Consider the following 16,063-nt stretch of genomic DNA (forward strand, 5'->3'; position numbering starts at 1 on the left):
AGGTTAAACAACCGGTACGCTGGCGAGTAACTGGTTGATGGCCTGTTGCGCTGTTACGCCGCTGGCTTCCGCTTCAAAACTCAAAATCAGGCGGTGGCGCAAGCAGTCATGAATAACCGCCTGAACATCGTCCGGGCTGACAAAGTCCTTGCCGGCAAGCCAGGCGTGTGCACGGGCACAGCGATCCAGCGCAATGGTAGCGCGCGGGCTGGCGCCGTATTCAATCAACGTGGCCAGCTCTTCGTTGTATTCGCCAGGGCGGCGGGTGGCGTTGATCAGTTGAACAATATATTCCTCAACTGCATCGGCCATATGTAATGACAGGATTTCTTTTCTGGCTTCCAGCAAGGTTTGCTGGCTCACCTTGATCGGTAATTCGGGCGCAATAGCGGCGGCCTCGTTACGGGCGATATGCAGAATGCGGCGCTCGGCGTGCACGTCCGGATAATCCACCACAACGTGCAACAGGAAACGATCCAGCTGCGCTTCGGGCAGCGGGTAAGTGCCTTCCTGTTCAATCGGGTTCTGGGTTGCCATCACCATAAACAGCGGCGGCAAGGGGTAGGTTTTGCTGCCGACACTCACCTGACGTTCGGCCATGGCTTCGAGCAGTGCCGATTGCACTTTGGCCGGGGCGCGGTTGATTTCATCCGCCAGCACCAGATTGTGGAAAATAGGGCCAACCTGAAATTCAAAAGAACCGTTTTCCGGCCGGTAGATATCGGTGCCGGTAACATCGGAGGGCAGCAGGTCGGGGGTGAACTGGATGCGGTGGAAATCACCTTCCACGGCTTGCGACAGGGTTTTGATGGCTTTGGTCTTGGCCAGACCCGGTGCGCCCTCAACCAGCAGGTGGCCGTCAGCGAGCAGCGCAATCAGCAGCCGCTGTACCAGATGTTCCTGGCCGATAATCTGGTCGTTCAGCCATTGGCTGATGGTTTGAATCTGTTGATGGGTGTCCATGTTCAATGCATACCTTGATCATCGATGGGTGCAATCTGCAGCATCGTCAGGAAACATACAGGCATCAGGTGTTGCAAAATCCCTGCGCTTCCCGCGGTGTTTTGCCGAAGAGTGCATAGCCCCGGTTATTCTTCATTTCCGGTCAAAACATCAGCAGTCGGTATTGACCGCTGGCATAATGGCGCGCTCGATAGACTCGGGATAGTGGCGTCAGTTCCGTGATTTTTCAACCGCCGCACCGGAAATTTTCATCGGGGAAGCGTTTTAATTCCCGTAAAAAGCACCGGTTTTACTATTCCGAACGAGCGGGTTTGATTTCAGGATCTCAATAATGAACGCCGTAATTTTAAACATCACTATCACGCCGGACGAATACCAGCGCATGTACATGGGTGCTGCCCGCGAAGTTGTCGCCACCAGCGTAGATGGCAGACGCATCCGTTTTCCGGCGATGATTCTTCGCCCCTGGGTTACGCACAATGGTATTCGGGGCCGATTCCGCATCGTTTTCGATGAAAATAACCGTTTCCAAAAGATTGAAAAAATCGACGGGGGACGGTGAATCCAGTATCCTTGCGGCAATTTTTTTGCCACTGATGGCTGCCACCGATTGCAGATTGACGAGCCTTTGCCATGTACGCCTATATTCGAAAAGCCCTGTTTCTTCTTGATGCCGAAGTCTCCCACGAATTCAGCCTGGATATGCTGGGCGCAGCCGGGCGGTTGAAGCTGCTCGGACTCTTTGCTTGCGACATACCGGACCATCCGGTGGAAGTCATGGGGTTGCGTTTCCCCAACCCGGTTGGCCTCGCGGCCGGTCTGGATAAAAACGGTGATTATTTTAATGCACTGGGGCAACTGGGTTTCGGCTTTGTTGAAATTGGTACGGTTACGCCAAGGCCGCAACCGGGCAATTTGCAGCCGCGCCTGTTCCGTATTCCGGAGCGTGAAGCCATCATCAACCGTATGGGCTTTAACAACAAAGGTGTTGATCACCTTGTGGCTCAGGTAGAAAAGCGTAATTACCCGGGTATTCTCGGTATCAACATCGGCAAAAATGCCACCACGCCGGTTGAGCAGGCGGTGGATGATTATCTGATCGGCATGCAGAAAGTCTACGCCCATGCTGACTACATTACCGTCAACGTTTCCTCTCCCAACACCCCCGGGTTACGCACCCTGCAATTTGGCGATTCACTGAACCAACTGCTGGCTTCACTCAAGGCAGAACAGTTGCGCCTGCAAGCGCTGCATCAGCGCTACGTACCGGTAGCGGTAAAAATTGCACCGGACATGGATGACAATGCCATTGTTGAAGTCGCGCGCGCACTGCGCAATGAAGGCATGGACGGCGTTATTGCCACCAACACTACCATCGGCCGCGAAGGCGTTGAAGGTTTGCCCAATAGCGAAGAAGGCGGTGGTCTGAGTGGCTTGCCAGTGCGAGACAAAAGCACCCGCGTTATTCAGGCGTTGCATGCAGAATTGGGCACGTCGCTGCCGATTATCGGGGTGGGCGGTATTTTTGATGGGGAAAGTGCTGCGGAGAAAATTCGCGCCGGTGCCAGTCTGGTGCAGGTTTATAGCGGGTTTATTTACCGTGGGCCATCCATCGTCAAGGATATTGCTGAAACGCTTGCTCTTTTGCCGCGTTAAATACGTTAGGGCCCGCGTGACGCGGGCCTGACTGTCTCAAAAGAGATTCGGAAGTGCCTCGGGAAAGCGACGGGCTCGCATGGTGTGGTGTAAGGGAGATATCCCCGGTGATCCGGCGGATTCCCTAATGGGGCTGGGACTGTAGCTGGTATTGGCTGAGTTTTTGAACCTGGGCGGCACGGTTCAGGCCATCCCATTGATCAATTCGTGATTCGCGCCATCCGTTGAGCCATTGGTGGCGTGCCGTGCCATTTTCATGAGGACACAAACTTCTTGAACGGCCTGCGATAGCTGCTTGATACCCTTTAGTAAAAGCGCGTTCTGTTTGGTCACGTTTTTGACGTTTCATCAGTGATTGCACCTCTGTATTGCGGTTATTGAGCGGTTAAAAGACGTTATTAAAGTTGTTGCAGTGTGTTGCTTTCCCTCCGTTGTGTTTAAAAAATGAACCGTTGAAAATTTACCATACCTATGGCTTCAAAAAAATGGTGTGCGTTGCGTCACAAAAGGTTGGCCAATCAGAAAATTGGCACTGGTGTAAACTCAGCTAATTAACGCACCTGTCTTAATGGACGAAGTCATCTCGCTAAAGTTCATTGAACACGAGATAAAAATATTCGCCAGGCTTCGATTGCCCATAATCAGATCGACGTCAAAACCCTGATATAGCGTCAACGGCATACTGTTATGCTGCTGCCCACTGAGAAATCCGGAAAATTCCATGAGCTTTGAAACCACTGAAAATGTCTATTTCGCCACTTGCCCCAAAGGTTTGGAAGGGCTGCTTGCCACAGAATTGCAGCAATTGGGCGGAACGTCAATTCGCGAAACCATTGCCGGTGTTTATTTTGAAGCCACGCTGAGCATCGCCTACCGGGTTTGTCTGTGGTCACGTCTGGCCAACAAGGTATTGTTGCCGCTGGGCAATTTTCAGGTAAAAAGCCAGGAAGACCTCTACGAAGGCGTCAGAGCTATGCCCTGGCATGAGCATCTCAGCCCTACGGGTTCGTTGCTAGTCGATTTTGTGGGTACCAATGATGCCATTCGTAATACCCAGTTTGGTGCGGTAAAGGTCAAGGATGCGATTGTTGACTTATTGCGCGAATTCAGCGGCGGTGAGCGACCCTCAGTGGCCAAACGAGACCCGGATTTACGCGTCAATGCGCGTCTGAGTAAAGACAAGGCGATCATCAGTATCGACCTGTCAGGCGAAAGCCTGCATCGCCGTGGCTACCGGTTGAAGCAGGGTAGCGCACCGCTGAAAGAAAACCTCGCGGCAGGCATTTTGCTGCGCGCCGGCTGGCCGGAAGTCGCTGCCAAAGGCGGTGCATTACTCGACCCTATGTGTGGCTCGGGTACCTTGTTGATTGAAGCCGCCTTGATGGCCGCCGATATTGCGCCAGGCCTGCTGCGGGTCAGCTTCGGTTTTGAACGCTGGTTGAACCACAGTAAAGACGTTTGGCAAGACGTGCGCGATGAAGCCCTTGCCCGTAAAGAGGCCGGTTTGGCCGGTGCCTTACCGGAAATTCGCGGCTACGACGCCGACGTACGGGTAATTCGTGCGGCGGAAGAAAATATTGTCAGTGCCGAGCTGGATCATTGGCTGCGGGTTTCCCGCAAAGAGCTGGCCGAATTTAAAAAGCCCACTCATACCGCGCTGGAATTTGGCCTGGTGATCTCCAACCCGCCCTACGGCGAGCGATTGGGTGAAGTGGAATCGTTGAAAATTCTATACGCGCACCTCGGTGAACGTTTGCGCAATGAGTTTCAGGGATGGCAGGCCGCGGTGTTTACCGGCAACCCGGAGCTCGGCAAACAAATGGGTTTGCGTTCGGATAAAAAGTACAAATTTTTCAACGGCACCATCGCCAGCGAGTTGCTGTTGTTCTCCATCGATAGCGTTGCGTTTGTGCAAAGCCGCGTCGCTCAGGACGCACGCTTTGGGGCGGACGTTGAAGAACGGCAAAAAGCCGAAGAACAAATTGCCGTGGAAAACCGCGAGCAACAGGCAGCGGATTTATCCAACGGTGCGCGCATGCTGGTGAACCGTCTGCAAAAAAACTTCAAGCAGCTGGACAAATGGGCGCGCAAAAATGACATCCGCTGTTACCGTTTGTACGATGCGGATATGCCGGAATACGCGGCAGCCATTGATATCTATCGCGGCATGGCCGAGCGCGGTCGCGAAGAGCAACTTTATGTACATGTACAGGAATACGCTGCGCCGAAATCTGTAGATGAAGACCGCGCTGCCCAGCGCTTTGCCGAGATTGAGGCGGCGGTTCCTTTTGCGTTGGAGGTGCCTGCGTCCCGTATCAGCTACAAGCAGCGTCGTCGCAATAAAGGCACGTCCCAATATGAAAAAGTCAGTGAGCGCCCGCAAGGCGATTTGATTACCGTGGTGGAAGGTTCCTCCCGTTTGCAAATCAACTTGTGGCAGTACCTGGACACCGGTTTGTTTCTCGATCATCGTCCGGTGCGGGATTTGATCGCCAGTAAAGCCCGCGATCAACGCTTTCTGAATTTGTTTTGTTATACCGCTACCGCCAGCGTGCGCGCCGCGATGGCCGGTGCAAAATTTACCGTCAGTGTGGATATGTCCAACACCTATTTGAATTGGGCACGGCGCAATTTTGCGCTTAACGGTCTGAGCGAAGCTCGCAACCGGCTTGAGCAGGCTGACTGTTTGCGCTGGCTGGAAGAGAATACTCAGCAGTTTGATCTGATTTTGCTCGACCCGCCGAGCTTTTCCAACTCAAAACGTATGGAAGATGTGCTGGATATTCAGCGTGATCACGTGGCTTTAATTCATAACGCCATGCGCGCCTTATCAGAAGGTGGCACCCTGATATTTTCCAACAACCTGCGTAGCTTCAAGCTGGATAACGATGCCTTGTCGGCTTATGAAATAAAAGATATTACGGCGCAAACGATTGACCAGGATTTTCAGCGCAACACAAAAATTCACCAGTGCTGGTTGATTACCCACTGATTGGCGCGCTACAGCTGCCCCGCTGAAAACCGGGTATTCATTCAGCTGGCATTCAGTCGCTACTGTCACAATGCAGCAACCACCCGATATTGTGGTTGCTGCTTTCTCTCAGGAAAAAACAGTAATGACAAGTTTCCAGGGTTATAAGATGCTCGAAGGGTGGTTGGCGAAGCCGGAATTATTTATGACGGAGCAAGTCTGAAATTTACCAGATTTTAAACTATCATTTTTTTGTCAGACTGTTTTTTAATCGATGTTGTTGTTCTCGCAATTATTATTTTCTCAAGAGTTATTTTGTGCTGTATCGGAATGTTCGCTCAGGCGGTAAATAGTGTTTGGGTAATTGCATGTGACGCTGTGTAATTTTTTACAGCAAATTACAAATTACCCGCCACCTGACCATTATAGTGACGGCTTTCCCGCTTCGGGAATTACCGTTAATCGGTTGGTATTGATCAAGGACTTTTCTATGAAGCCTGTAATTTTTTTCTGTATTGCCTTCTTTGCTTCCTCACTGGCTATTGCCTCGCCACTGCCAGACAAGCCCCATATCTACATTGAGGGCTCTGCAGAAATAGAAGTTATTCCCAACCAGATGACCATCAGCCTCGGGCTGAGTGCCGAAAATGAGGACGTTGGTGCGGCCAAGCAGGACGTTGACAAACGCTCTACCAGCCTGCTGGCAACACTGAAATCGCTCGCTATTGAGTCCCGCGATATTGCCACCACCGCCTTGCAGGTTACCCCGGTGTACGATTACGTAGAAGGCAAACAGGTGCCGCGTGGCAGCCGGGTTTATCGCCAGGTGGAGGTGACCTTGCGCAACCTGGAAAATTACGGTCCGCTGATGCAAGCGCTGGTGGATGCCGAGCTGTCCAACACCGTTGATACGCGCCTGGCCGTTACCGATGAAAAAGCCGTTAGCGATGAAGCGCTGGTGAAAGCACTGGAAGATGCCCGTGCAAGAGCAACCAATCTGGTAACGTCACAAGGTAAAAAACTGGGTGATGTTTATTCCATTTCCGAATTCGATCTGCGCCGGGAAGAGACTTATTTTCTGACCCCCAATCGCGAAGTGTATGGCAATGCCGCCAGTGTGAGTGCGACGGCTGACCGGTTGATGAAATCCGGAGAGCCTTTCGAGCCGGGCGTGATTCGTGCAAAAGCCAAAGTGTATGTTGTTTATTTGATCAAATGATTTTTCCGGCCGGTTAATCCCGGCCGCTTTTTCCGCATTAGAACAAACGATAATCCCGCTGATCCAGTAAATCCATTCCGCATTCCAGCTCGCTGATCCAATCCAGAAATTGATGCACCATCTTTTCCCCGCAAAATGCACGTCCGTGTTGCGGAACGATCATCCCCGGATTTAATTGCCGGATCATATTTGCCCACAAACGACACACTTTATTGCCTCCCATGTAGCGCTTGTGAAAGCCCAGCATGGAAGGAATGTGCGCAGCAAAATCCGTTACCGGTTCGGCATCATCCACCAGCGAAGCGCCCATATCGCCGGAAAATAAAATATTGCTGACCGGGTCGTAGAAGTGCAGGTTTCCAACCGAATGTAAAAAATGCGCGGGCAAGGCTTTGATGGACGTTTTCCCCAGTGGAATTTCCTGCCCGGCATCGGGCACCGCAATCATGCGGTCGGTGGTGTTTTGTCCTTGTAATTGACTGAGGTAACCCGCCGATAAGTGCGGTAAAAAACGCGCCCAGAGTTTCGAGCAAACCACCCGGCAACCGGTGTGCAAAAACCATTTATCGAGCGAGGCGATGATATCCGGGTCCTGGTGAGAGGCGAACACGTAGGTTAATTTTTTAAGCGGAATATAATCGCTAACGGCCAGCGCCAACGGCATATAGGTGAGGTCGCCGCCCGGGTCGAGCAGGGCGTGTTGGTCGTGATCAATAATCAGAAATTGGTTGGCCTGAACACCATCACCACTGACCAGCTGATCAAAACAGAGTACTTTGTGTGTGCCATTATCAAACAGCGTGCGAGCCTTGCTTGCCATTATCTATTTCCTGAACAGATTGTATTCAGGTGTCTTTATAGGGGGTTGCTGGCAGAGGTGTGCTGATTTATATCAACCGGGTGTCAGTTGCAAGGCAAAAAACGGGCAGGGAATATTGCTGCAGAAAAAGCGCTCCGTGGTTTCCGGGGAATCCACGGAGTGAGCGATTTACGCCTTGGCGCGGGATTTGTACTCGCCAGTGCGGGTATCGATAGAAATCAGATCGCCGATTTCTACGAAAGCAGATACTTGCAACTCGGTACCGTTGTTCAGACGTGCAGTCTTCATAACTTTACCGGAAGTGTCACCGCGAACAGCCGGTTCGGTGTAGGAAATTTCACGAACGATGGTGTTTGGCGGAGTGATGGAGATAACGCGACCATCGTAGAATACCGCTTCACAAACGTCTTGCATGCCGTCTTCAATGTAAGGAAGCAGGTCGCCCAGGTCTTCTTTATTGAGTTCGTACTGCTCGTAATCACTATCCACGAACACGTACGACGGATCGCCGTAGTAGGAGTAAGTTACTTCTTTACGGTCGAGAACGATGTCTTCGAATTTATCGTCCGCTTTGTAAACAGTTTCTGTGGCCAGATTGTTCAGCAGGTTTTTCAGCTTCATTTTAACAATCGCCGAGTTACGGCCGGATTTGCTAAAGTCTGCCTTCTGAATCACCCAAGGTGAGCCGTCGATGCTGATCACATGACCAGCGCGCAGTTCTTGTGCTGTCTTCATGGTAGTTCCCAAATGAGGAGGTTAAAATCGGCGGCTACTATATCGTTTTTTCACAAAATTGCACCAGTTTTGCAGCTACATTCCCCAAAGAATTGAGCTCTGTGGCGTGTTTTCGGACGGTATCCATCCATTGCTCGCGTTTTTCCAGGCAGTTGGCCCAACTGGCGCCGCAATCGCCCCCGATATTCCATTGCTGCCACAGTTCGCGAAGTGCTGCGCCAAATGCTGCATCGGCGTGAATAAGTTGCCTGGTCATGAAGGCGTCGAGCTTTACCAGATGTGCTTCTTCCTGTTGCGGGTAGATGTGCCACACCAGCGGTTTTTCCGCCCAGATGCCACGCACCAGCGAATCTTCACCGCGCACAAAATTGATATCGCAGCACCAGAGCAAATGGTCGTAGTCGGTCTGGGATAAAAACGGAATGGCCAGCAGCGTCAGCGAGCCCAGCACGATGGGGTTGCCGATGGTCAGCGGCTGCTCAAGAAGCGGTTGTAAGGCCAGCAGCGCTTTGCCCTCAGGCACAATAACCGTGATGGCTTGCCCGGCCTGTTGCCAGGCGCCGAGCAAACTTGCCAGCGCCGGGTTTTCATAACAAAACAGTGATATCAGCAGGTTTTCGCTGGCGTGTTGCGGCAGGCCAATAGCGTGGAGAAATGCCGTTTTTTGCGGATGGAATACCGCCTTGCGATCACCGAGGTTGCTCTCGCGTATCAAACCGCCGGTTTTTGCGTTAAAGCCCGGAAAGAAAAAGGTTTTCTTCATGCCCGAGTCGGGCGCAATAGAAGCCAGCAGGTGGCAGTCGTCTACCCAGTCTTCGGCGCTTAAATACTCCAGATTGATCCACACTGGCGCAGTTGTCTGGCCGCGCATCGCCTGGCGGTAGCCCTCTGGCAGCTCACAGGCAAACGCCTCAATAACTACCTCGGCCGGTTCGATGCCGGTATAGCTTTCCGGCCAGGGTCGTATCTCCACGCTTTCAAAGAAAGGCATTTCTGCCAGTCGCGCCGACGGGCAAATCCGTTCAAAGGCGGCAAGGTCATCAACAAACAAACGGATCTCTCGCCCGTATTCGCAGGCCAGCTGTCTGGCCAGGCGCCAGCAGACGCCGATATCACCATAGTTATCGATAACCTGACAAAAAATGTCCCAGCGGCGGCGGGTTAGTGATGACATAGTTAGCCTTTGATGAATGGCGCGGATGGCCTGCACCCTTTAAATCCGCGCAGTGTAGCAGAGCGGCCCGGTCGCTGACGAAGTGTCAACGGACGCGGGACAGTGGTGTACAATCGGCGTTTTTGCAACCCGTATAACCAGGTGTGATATGGCATCGTTACAGGATCAATTACTGAAAGCCGGTCTGATCGACAAAAAGCAGGCCAAACAAGTGAATAAGGAAAAGCGCAAGCAGGATAACGTCGCCCGGCGTTCAGCCGATGGCCCGGTAGATGAGGTCAAGGTTCAGGCCGAGCTGACTCGCCAGCAAAAAGTTGAGCGCGATCGCGAGTTGAATCGCAAGCGCGACGAAGAGCTGCAACAAAAAGCCGTTGCCGCCCAAATTCGTCAATTGATTGAAAACCACCGTCAGCCCAAAGGCGATGGCGAGCAGGAATTCCATTTTACGGATAGCAAATTCATCAAAAAAATCCGCGTGTCCGGGCTGGTGTTGCAGCAGATCAACCGCGGTCAACTGGTGGTGGCTCGCCTTGGCGATAACTACGAACTGGTACCGAAAGTCGTTGCTGATAAGATTGCCCAGCGTGACGAAAAAGCCATCATCCCGCTGGCAAAACCGGTAGAAACGTCAGTGGACGAGGACGATCCTTATAAGGATTACGTTATTCCAGACGATTTGATGTGGTAAATGCCATGCTGAAAAATCCCATCACGGCAATATTGCGTAGCAAAGCATCCACCGGTATCAAGTGGATTGCCTTCAGTTTGATGGTGGTATTGGTCAGTGCCATGCCATCCATGTTGTACGCTTTGTTTGGCCCGGGTGATGGCAGCTCGATGACCCTGACGCTGATCTTTGCGGTCGGTGCATTGCTCGGGCATATCGGATTCTTAATCGGGTTGTTATTACTGTTGCGCGATGCGTTTTTCAACAAAAAATAAAATTCAGCCGGTGCTGCTTTAACGCGTCACCGGCTGAATTGATATGATTACTCGCCGAGAAAACCACCGGACTGGTGATTCCAGAATTGGGCGTAAAGCCCGCCTTGCTGGAGAAGCTGCTGGTGCGTTCCCTGTTCTACAATCTCACCTTTATCCAGCACAATCAGACGATCCAGTGCGGCAATCGTTGACAGCCGATGCGCAATGGCGATGACGGTTTTGCCTGACATTAACGATGCCAGGTTGCTCTGGATAATGGTTTCCACTTCCGAATCCAGCGCCGAGGTGGCTTCGTCCATAATCAGGATCGGGGCATTCTTGATCAGCACGCGCGCAATCGCGATACGTTGCCGCTGACCGCCGGATAATTTCACGCCGCGTTCTCCCACTTGAGCATCGTAACCGGTGCGGCCCTGGTTATCGCTCAGCCCCATAATAAAGTCGTGAGCCTCTGCCTGTTTGGCGGCGCGGATCATGTCTTCTTCGGTAGCGTCCGGTTTGCCGTACATCAGGTTATCCCGCACCGAGCGATGCAGCAGCGAGGTATCCTGCGTGACCATGCCGATGTGCGCGCGTAAACTCTCCTGGGTGACTTTGGCAATGTTGGTTCCATTGACCTGAATTTCGCCGGATTCAATATCGTAAAAGCGCATCAACAAGTTCACCAGGGTGGATTTGCCTGAACCGGAACGACCTACCAGGCCAATTTTTTCACCGGGTTTGATGTCCAGAGAAAAGTTGCCGATCACGCCGCTGCCTTTGCCGTAATGGAAGTCGATATTTTTAAAAGCGATGCTGGCATCGCCTTCCGGTAACTTGCTGGCGCCGGGTTGATCCTGCACCTGGCGGGGCAGGGACAGCGTATTCATACCATCGCGGGCGGTGCCGATATTTTCAAACAGACCGGACACTTCCCACATAATCCATTGCGCCATGCTGTTGAGGCGCAATACCAGACCAATCGCAATCGCGATAGCGCCGGTGGTAATTGCCGCATTTTGCCAAAGCCAGATTGACAGCGCCGCCACCGAAAAAATCAGCAATACATTCACCACCCACACGCTGGTGCTGAGTTGCGTGACCAGACGCATTTGCGGATGCACGGTGTGCAGAAAACGCTCCATACCTTCACGGGCATAATGCGCTTCGCGTTGTGAATGGGAAAACAGTTTTACCGTCGACATATTGGTGTAGGTGTCTACCAGCCGGCCGGTCATATCGGAACGGGCGTCAGCCTGCAGTGTGGAAATGCGTTCCAGGCGAGGCAGAAAATAATAAAGCAAACCACCATAGAGCACGAACCAGCCCACCAGTGGTAAAGCGAGGCGGTAGTCCAGGCTGGCGATCAATACCACCATGCTGGTGAGGTAAACCAGTACATAGAGCAGTACGTCCAGCAGTTTCATTACGGTTTCGCGCACCGCCAGTGCGGTTTGCATAACCTTGGTTGCCACGCGCCCGGCAAATTCATTCTGATAAAAACCCATGCTCTGGCCGAGCAAATAACGATGCGCCTGCCAGCGAACCATCATCGGGAAATTGCCCAGCAAGGTTTGGTGAATAAGGGCAGAGTGAAGAAACACGGTAAGCGGCAGGGCGATTAGCAGCCCCAGCCCGACCAGCAAAAATTGCAGCCCGGAAGATTCCAGCAGGGTTTCCGGCGTGTGCTCGTTGAGTACGTCCACGAGGTTGCCGAGAAAGCCGAACAGTGATACTTCCATGATGGCAATCAGCGCGGTTAATACTGCAACCATGGCCAGATAAGCTTCACTGCCTCGCGCATAGTGACGGCAAAAGCCGAACAGGGTGCGTGGCGGTTGCGTGGGTTCTTCAGCCGGGAAGGGCTTGAGTAATTTTTCAAAAAAACTGAACATAGGATATGGTCATTGGTAAAAGCGGATGAAAAGAATCGGCACGGCGCTGTGCCTTGAAAATCACGAGCGAGTTTCTGTCTGAATAATGATCAAAAATAGTGCTGCAGTTTAACACGTTCTATTTGTCAAAAATAAAAACCTGGCCTTGAGCGGGGTTTTTTACGCTTTAAGGGTGTTACCAAAGCGTATAACAACAATTTGCGGGGAATCTTTATGCGTGCTTTTCTCATTGCCTTTGGTGCCGGATGTTTTGGCGGTCTGTTTTACTGCGTGGCTTTGTGGCTATCGGGAAAATACGGCATAACCCAGGCGTTCGGGGTCAATCTTTACGGTTCCATTGCACCGCAGTGGATGTATCCGCGCATTGTCTGGGGCGGATTATGGGGGCTGCTGTTTCTGTTGCCCATGTTGACCAGCACCGTGCTTGCCCGCAGCTTTGTCATCAGTTTAATTCCGACCTTTGTGCAGTTATTTATCATTTACCCGTTCTATGCCGGCAAAGGTTTTGGCGGTATGCAGCTGGGTGTTTTGACGCCGTTACTGGTGTGGTTCTTTTTCTGGATGTGGGCTCTGGCTACAGCGATTTTGTTGCGCGTCAGCCGTTAATGAATGGCAGACGGTTGCAGCAGTAATGGAAAAAAGGTGAACATTCTATTGTGCAATACAATGTTCACCATCAGGGTATTCAGGAGGCGAGCACGCCATCGCGGTAATCGCGAATAGCCTGTTCAATTTCATCCGATGTGTTCATCACAAAAGGTCCGTACTGCGCAATAGGTTCCCGAATCGGTTTGCCTGCGATTAACAGAAAACGCGCTTCGCTATCGCCACTGGTTACCTGCACCGTATCGCCATCGTACAAAAGCCCGGCGTTTCCTGCGGCCAGAGGTTTGTTCTTTTCACCAATGGTGATGTTGCCCTGGTAGACGTAAATAAACGCATGATGCCCTTGCGGCACACGCTGTTGCTGAGCGGTGTTGGCAGGGAGGTGCCAATCACGATAAACCGGCTCGGTAGACAAGCCATCAATAGGGCCGGTAACGGTTTGTTCCGCGGTGACCAGCGACCCGGCAATCACCTTTGCTCGCGCGCCATTGGCCAGGGTAATAACCGGTATGGATGCGGAAGGGATGTCCCGGTAAGACGCTGGCTTCATTTTTTCTGCCGCTGGCAAGTTGATCCACAATTGAAAGCCGCGCATCGCGCCTTCTTCCTGTTGTGGCATTTCCGAGTGAATAATGCCGCGCCCGGCTGTCATCCACTGCACATCACCGCTGCGAAGATCGCCACGATTGCCCATGTGATCTTCATGGAGCATGTGACCTTCGAGCATGTAAGTGACAGTTTCAAAGCCACGGTGCGGATGAGACGGGAAACCGGCGATATAGTCATCGGCATTCTCCGAGTTAAATTCATCCAGCATCAGAAAAGGATCAAAACGACCGTGCGGAGTCTGGCCCAGCGTCCGCTTGATTCGCACGCCGGCACCGTCGCTGGTGGCTTGCCCCGGGATAATTTGCTGAAGTTCACGTTGCATGGTGTTGATCTCCTGATGAGGGTGGAGTAACGCATAGCCGGCGCTATATTAAACATTGGCTGGCGATGCCGCTAAAGGTGGTCGCCACCGATGTCAGGGATAAAAAAACAGGCACTTCACACAGACAACAAACTTGCCTGAAGTGCCTGTTAAAAACATCAGGCAAACAGGGCTTCGATTTCGCTGCTGGCACTGGTCACCGCTTTGGCCACACTTTCTTCACCCAATGCCAGACCTTCGGCATAAATATTGGTGATGTTGTTATAGCCAACAAATTTCAGGAAGGTATCTACCAGCCAGTCTGCAGGGCCGCCGGCGTAGTGGCCGCCACGGGTAGAAACCACATAAACAGGCACGTTGGGCAGTAAACCTTCAGGGCCGTTGCTGGTGTAACGGAAGGTGACTCCGGCACGGGCAATATGGTCAAACCAGGCTTTCAGGGTTGAAGGGATGCCGAAGTTATAGAGCGGAATACCTATCACAATGGCATCCGCCTGACGCAATTCATTAATCAATTCATCGGAGTAATCCACCACGGCCTGTTGTTCCGCGGTGCGCTGTTCTTCCGGGGTAAACAGCGCTTGCAGGCGGGCGCCATCCAAATGGGGTGAATGGCTGCTGAGGTCGCGCACTACTACCTTGCCTTGCGGGTTGGCGGCTTTCCAGCGCGCTACAAAGCTGTTGGTCAGGGTAGTGGAGTGGCTGTTATCGCCGGTGATACTGCTGGTAATTTGCAATAAAGTGGTCATTGGTTTTGCTCCGTGTGGGGTGGCATGAGCGCCATGGAGCTATTAAACAATCTGCTGAGTGAATGATAAATAGTAAAAAATAGCGAGATATGATCTAATTTTTGAATCATTCAGAGGTAAGATATGATCCCCAACAATGGCAATCCGGTCTCCGAGCCGCGCGTTACTCTCGAACAATGGCGAGCGTTGCTGGCGGTCATCGAGTCCGGCGGCTACGCACGGGCGGCAGAGTTATTGAACAAAAGCCAGTCGTCTATCTCCTACGCCATTAACCAGTTGGAAACCACCCTGGGCGTAGCCGCCTTTGAGATTCAGGGGCGCAAGGCGGTAGCTACCCCGGCGGGAGAGTTGTTATACCGCCGTGCCAAACTGCTGCTCGAACAGGCGGAGCGGCTGGAAAAATCCGCCGAGTGTCTGGCGGTTCGGGTTGAGCCGGTGATTCGTATTGCCGCCGATCTGATCATCCCTCCCACGCGGGTTCTCAGTTGTCTTGCCTTACTGGCAGAAGAATTCCCCGATACCCGCGTTGAACTCTATGAAACCGTATTGAGCGGAACGGAAGATGCGCTGCTGCAGCGGCAGGTTGACCTCGCCATCGGTACGCGCGTGCCGGTGGGCTTTATTGGCGAGAAGCTGGTCAGTGTGTTGATGATGGGCGTTTCCAGTGTGAATCATCCCTTGCAGCATCTTGGCCGCCCGATCAACTTTGAAGACATGCGTCAGCATCGGCAGATTATCGTTCGTGATTCCGGGCAACATCGCCGCCGCAGCGAAGGCTGGCAGGAGGCGGAGCAACGCTGGACGGTCGGCCATGTGAAAACATCCCTCGATGCCATTCGCATGGGGTTGGGTTACGGCTCGATACCGGACGCCTATGTGCGTGATGATATCGCTGCCGGTCGGCTGGCTTACTTGCCGGTTGAAGCCGGGGCAGAGCGGTTGGTGACGGCTTATCTGACCTACGCTGACCGGGATTTTGCCGGCCCGGCGACCCGTCGGCTGGGTGAGATTCTGAAGAAAGAGTTACCTGCCACTTGTGGTATGCGCTGTCCGGATGCAGAAGATTTTTAGCGGTTGAATTTGTCGTTGTTGCTTTCAACGCTATGGCAATCTGCCAAGGCGGGCTGTCGGGTTGGGGAGATTTTCGCTACAATAGTCAATCTTCCCTCCACACCCTTGCCGGTGTGCTCATCATGCAGGCAGTCCGTATGACATTTGAGCAATTCGAAAGCTTTTCTCTGGTTTTTGGTATTGGTGCACTGGTCCTTTTTATGGGGTTCATCGTTTGGGATCTCGCAAAAAAATCCAAGGCGGGCCGGTTTGGCTCCTTTATCCTGTTTTTTGCACTGGGTCTTGGCGTGTTGGGCTTCATCATCAAAACAGTTCTTGTTGAACTGATCGACAAATAATTTTTTCCCGTTAG

17 protein-coding genes are annotated in these 16,063 nt (G+C 52.4%); 9 read left to right on the forward strand and 8 right to left on the reverse strand.

What is annotated here, in order from left to right:
• Positions 1-3: 3 nt before the first annotated feature.
• Positions 4-963: an AAA family ATPase gene (locus C4F51_RS08630; protein WP_193908994.1), complete on the reverse strand. Its 960-nt coding sequence runs from the start codon at positions 961-963 to the stop codon at positions 4-6.
• Between the two features lie 331 nt (positions 964-1,294).
• Between C4F51_RS08630 and C4F51_RS08635 the strand changes: the two genes are divergently transcribed.
• Both C4F51_RS08635 and C4F51_RS08640 read left to right on the forward strand, forming a co-directional pair.
• Positions 1,295-1,525, forward strand: a complete 231-nt coding sequence (locus C4F51_RS08635; protein ID WP_193908996.1) for a DUF2835 domain-containing protein — start codon at positions 1,295-1,297, stop codon at positions 1,523-1,525.
• 71 nt (positions 1,526-1,596) lie between these two features.
• Complete coding sequence (locus C4F51_RS08640; RefSeq protein ID WP_193908998.1) at positions 1,597-2,619, forward strand: quinone-dependent dihydroorotate dehydrogenase; 1,023 nt, start codon at positions 1,597-1,599, stop codon at positions 2,617-2,619.
• 124 nt (positions 2,620-2,743) lie between these two features.
• On the opposite strand, the gene rmf is transcribed toward C4F51_RS08640, so the two are convergent.
• On the reverse strand, positions 2,744-2,968 hold the full coding sequence (rmf, locus tag C4F51_RS08645) for a ribosome modulation factor (RefSeq protein ID WP_193909000.1): 225 nt from the start codon (positions 2,966-2,968) through the stop codon (positions 2,744-2,746).
• Positions 2,969-3,340: 372 nt separating this feature from the next.
• On the opposite strand from rmf, the gene rlmKL reads away from it, so the two are divergent.
• On the forward strand, positions 3,341-5,611 hold the full coding sequence (gene rlmKL, locus C4F51_RS08650) for a bifunctional 23S rRNA (guanine(2069)-N(7))-methyltransferase RlmK/23S rRNA (guanine(2445)-N(2))-methyltransferase RlmL (RefSeq protein ID WP_193909002.1): 2,271 nt from the start codon (positions 3,341-3,343) through the stop codon (positions 5,609-5,611).
• A gap of 469 nt (positions 5,612-6,080) precedes the next feature.
• Positions 6,081-6,809, forward strand: a complete 729-nt coding sequence (locus C4F51_RS08655) for an SIMPL domain-containing protein (RefSeq protein WP_193909004.1) — start codon at positions 6,081-6,083, stop codon at positions 6,807-6,809.
• A gap of 37 nt (positions 6,810-6,846) precedes the next feature.
• Here the strand turns inward: C4F51_RS08655 and C4F51_RS08660 are convergent, their stop codons facing one another.
• The 3 genes from C4F51_RS08660 to earP all read right to left on the reverse strand — a co-directional run bounded on the left by C4F51_RS08660 (position 6,847) and on the right by earP (position 9,538).
• Positions 6,847-7,629 carry an oxygen-binding di-iron domain-containing protein gene (locus C4F51_RS08660; RefSeq protein ID WP_193909007.1) on the reverse strand — a complete coding sequence of 261 codons (783 nt, stop codon included), beginning with the start codon at positions 7,627-7,629 and terminating at the stop codon, positions 6,847-6,849.
• 168 nt (positions 7,630-7,797) lie between these two features.
• Positions 7,798-8,364 (reverse strand): elongation factor P, encoded by a 567-nt coding sequence (gene efp / locus C4F51_RS08665; protein ID WP_193909009.1) that lies wholly within the window; start codon positions 8,362-8,364, stop codon positions 7,798-7,800.
• A gap of 37 nt (positions 8,365-8,401) precedes the next feature.
• Positions 8,402-9,538: an elongation factor P maturation arginine rhamnosyltransferase EarP gene (gene earP / locus C4F51_RS08670; RefSeq protein ID WP_193909011.1), complete on the reverse strand. Its 1,137-nt coding sequence runs from the start codon at positions 9,536-9,538 to the stop codon at positions 8,402-8,404.
• A 148-nt stretch (positions 9,539-9,686) separates the two neighbouring features.
• Between earP and C4F51_RS08675 the strand changes: the two genes are divergently transcribed.
• A complete protein-coding gene (locus tag C4F51_RS08675; protein WP_193909013.1) occupies positions 9,687-10,226 on the forward strand; it encodes a DUF2058 domain-containing protein in 540 nt (179 codons plus the stop codon).
• A gap of 5 nt (positions 10,227-10,231) precedes the next feature.
• Positions 10,232-10,480, forward strand: a complete 249-nt coding sequence (locus C4F51_RS08680; RefSeq protein WP_235992306.1) for a hypothetical protein — start codon at positions 10,232-10,234, stop codon at positions 10,478-10,480.
• Positions 10,481-10,527: 47 nt separating this feature from the next.
• On the opposite strand, the gene C4F51_RS08685 is transcribed toward C4F51_RS08680, so the two are convergent.
• On the reverse strand, positions 10,528-12,354 hold the full coding sequence (locus tag C4F51_RS08685; protein WP_193909015.1) for an ABC transporter ATP-binding protein: 1,827 nt from the start codon (positions 12,352-12,354) through the stop codon (positions 10,528-10,530).
• Between the two features lie 213 nt (positions 12,355-12,567).
• Between C4F51_RS08685 and C4F51_RS08690 the strand changes: the two genes are divergently transcribed.
• Entirely contained in the window at positions 12,568-12,960 is a 393-nt protein-coding gene (locus tag C4F51_RS08690) for a hypothetical protein (RefSeq protein WP_193909017.1), read from the forward strand.
• Positions 12,961-13,039: 79 nt separating this feature from the next.
• Here the strand turns inward: C4F51_RS08690 and C4F51_RS08695 are convergent, their stop codons facing one another.
• Entirely contained in the window at positions 13,040-13,891 is an 852-nt protein-coding gene (locus tag C4F51_RS08695; protein ID WP_193909019.1) for a pirin family protein, read from the reverse strand.
• Positions 13,892-14,049: 158 nt separating this feature from the next.
• Positions 14,050-14,640, reverse strand: coding sequence for an FMN-dependent NADH-azoreductase (locus C4F51_RS08700; protein ID WP_193909021.1), 591 nt, complete (start codon positions 14,638-14,640; stop codon positions 14,050-14,052).
• A 123-nt stretch (positions 14,641-14,763) separates the two neighbouring features.
• On the opposite strand from C4F51_RS08700, the gene C4F51_RS08705 reads away from it, so the two are divergent.
• Together C4F51_RS08705 and C4F51_RS18430 are read left to right on the forward strand one after the other, a co-directional pair.
• A complete protein-coding gene (locus tag C4F51_RS08705; protein WP_193909023.1) occupies positions 14,764-15,711 on the forward strand; it encodes a LysR family transcriptional regulator in 948 nt (315 codons plus the stop codon).
• The gene (locus C4F51_RS18430) at positions 15,675-16,049 is read left to right on the forward strand and encodes a DUF2788 domain-containing protein (protein ID WP_328701330.1); all 375 of its coding nucleotides are present in this window, start codon (positions 15,675-15,677) and stop codon (positions 16,047-16,049) included. Before C4F51_RS08705 ends, C4F51_RS18430 begins: the two co-directional genes overlap by 37 nt.
• The last annotated feature ends 14 nt before the right edge of the window (positions 16,050-16,063 follow it).

The organism is Cellvibrio polysaccharolyticus (assembly GCF_015182315.1).
Lineage (GTDB): Bacteria > Pseudomonadota > Gammaproteobacteria > Pseudomonadales > Cellvibrionaceae > Cellvibrio > Cellvibrio polysaccharolyticus.

What these genes read in the sequence shown, in the direction of transcription:
- C4F51_RS08630 (WP_193908994.1), bottom strand. Translation starts at nt 963, where the DNA reads ATGGACACCCATCAACAGATTCAAACCATCAGCCAATGGCTGAACGAC.
- C4F51_RS08635 (WP_193908996.1), top strand. Translation starts at nt 1,295, where the DNA reads ATGAACGCCGTAATTTTAAACATCACTATCACGCCGGACGAATACCAG.
- C4F51_RS08640 (WP_193908998.1), top strand. Translation starts at nt 1,597, where the DNA reads ATGTACGCCTATATTCGAAAAGCCCTGTTTCTTCTTGATGCCGAAGTC.
- rmf (WP_193909000.1), bottom strand. Translation starts at nt 2,968, where the DNA reads ATGAAACGTCAAAAACGTGACCAAACAGAACGCGCTTTTACTAAAGGG.
- rlmKL (WP_193909002.1), top strand. Translation starts at nt 3,341, where the DNA reads ATGAGCTTTGAAACCACTGAAAATGTCTATTTCGCCACTTGCCCCAAA.
- C4F51_RS08655 (WP_193909004.1), top strand. Translation starts at nt 6,081, where the DNA reads ATGAAGCCTGTAATTTTTTTCTGTATTGCCTTCTTTGCTTCCTCACTG.
- C4F51_RS08660 (WP_193909007.1), bottom strand. Translation starts at nt 7,629, where the DNA reads ATGGCAAGCAAGGCTCGCACGCTGTTTGATAATGGCACACACAAAGTA.
- efp (WP_193909009.1), bottom strand. Translation starts at nt 8,364, where the DNA reads ATGAAGACAGCACAAGAACTGCGCGCTGGTCATGTGATCAGCATCGAC.
- earP (WP_193909011.1), bottom strand. Translation starts at nt 9,538, where the DNA reads ATGTCATCACTAACCCGCCGCCGCTGGGACATTTTTTGTCAGGTTATC.
- C4F51_RS08675 (WP_193909013.1), top strand. Translation starts at nt 9,687, where the DNA reads ATGGCATCGTTACAGGATCAATTACTGAAAGCCGGTCTGATCGACAAA.
- C4F51_RS08680 (WP_235992306.1), top strand. Translation starts at nt 10,232, where the DNA reads ATGCTGAAAAATCCCATCACGGCAATATTGCGTAGCAAAGCATCCACC.
- C4F51_RS08685 (WP_193909015.1), bottom strand. Translation starts at nt 12,354, where the DNA reads ATGTTCAGTTTTTTTGAAAAATTACTCAAGCCCTTCCCGGCTGAAGAA.
- C4F51_RS08690 (WP_193909017.1), top strand. Translation starts at nt 12,568, where the DNA reads ATGCGTGCTTTTCTCATTGCCTTTGGTGCCGGATGTTTTGGCGGTCTG.
- C4F51_RS08695 (WP_193909019.1), bottom strand. Translation starts at nt 13,891, where the DNA reads ATGCAACGTGAACTTCAGCAAATTATCCCGGGGCAAGCCACCAGCGAC.
- C4F51_RS08700 (WP_193909021.1), bottom strand. Translation starts at nt 14,640, where the DNA reads ATGACCACTTTATTGCAAATTACCAGCAGTATCACCGGCGATAACAGC.
- C4F51_RS08705 (WP_193909023.1), top strand. Translation starts at nt 14,764, where the DNA reads ATGATCCCCAACAATGGCAATCCGGTCTCCGAGCCGCGCGTTACTCTC.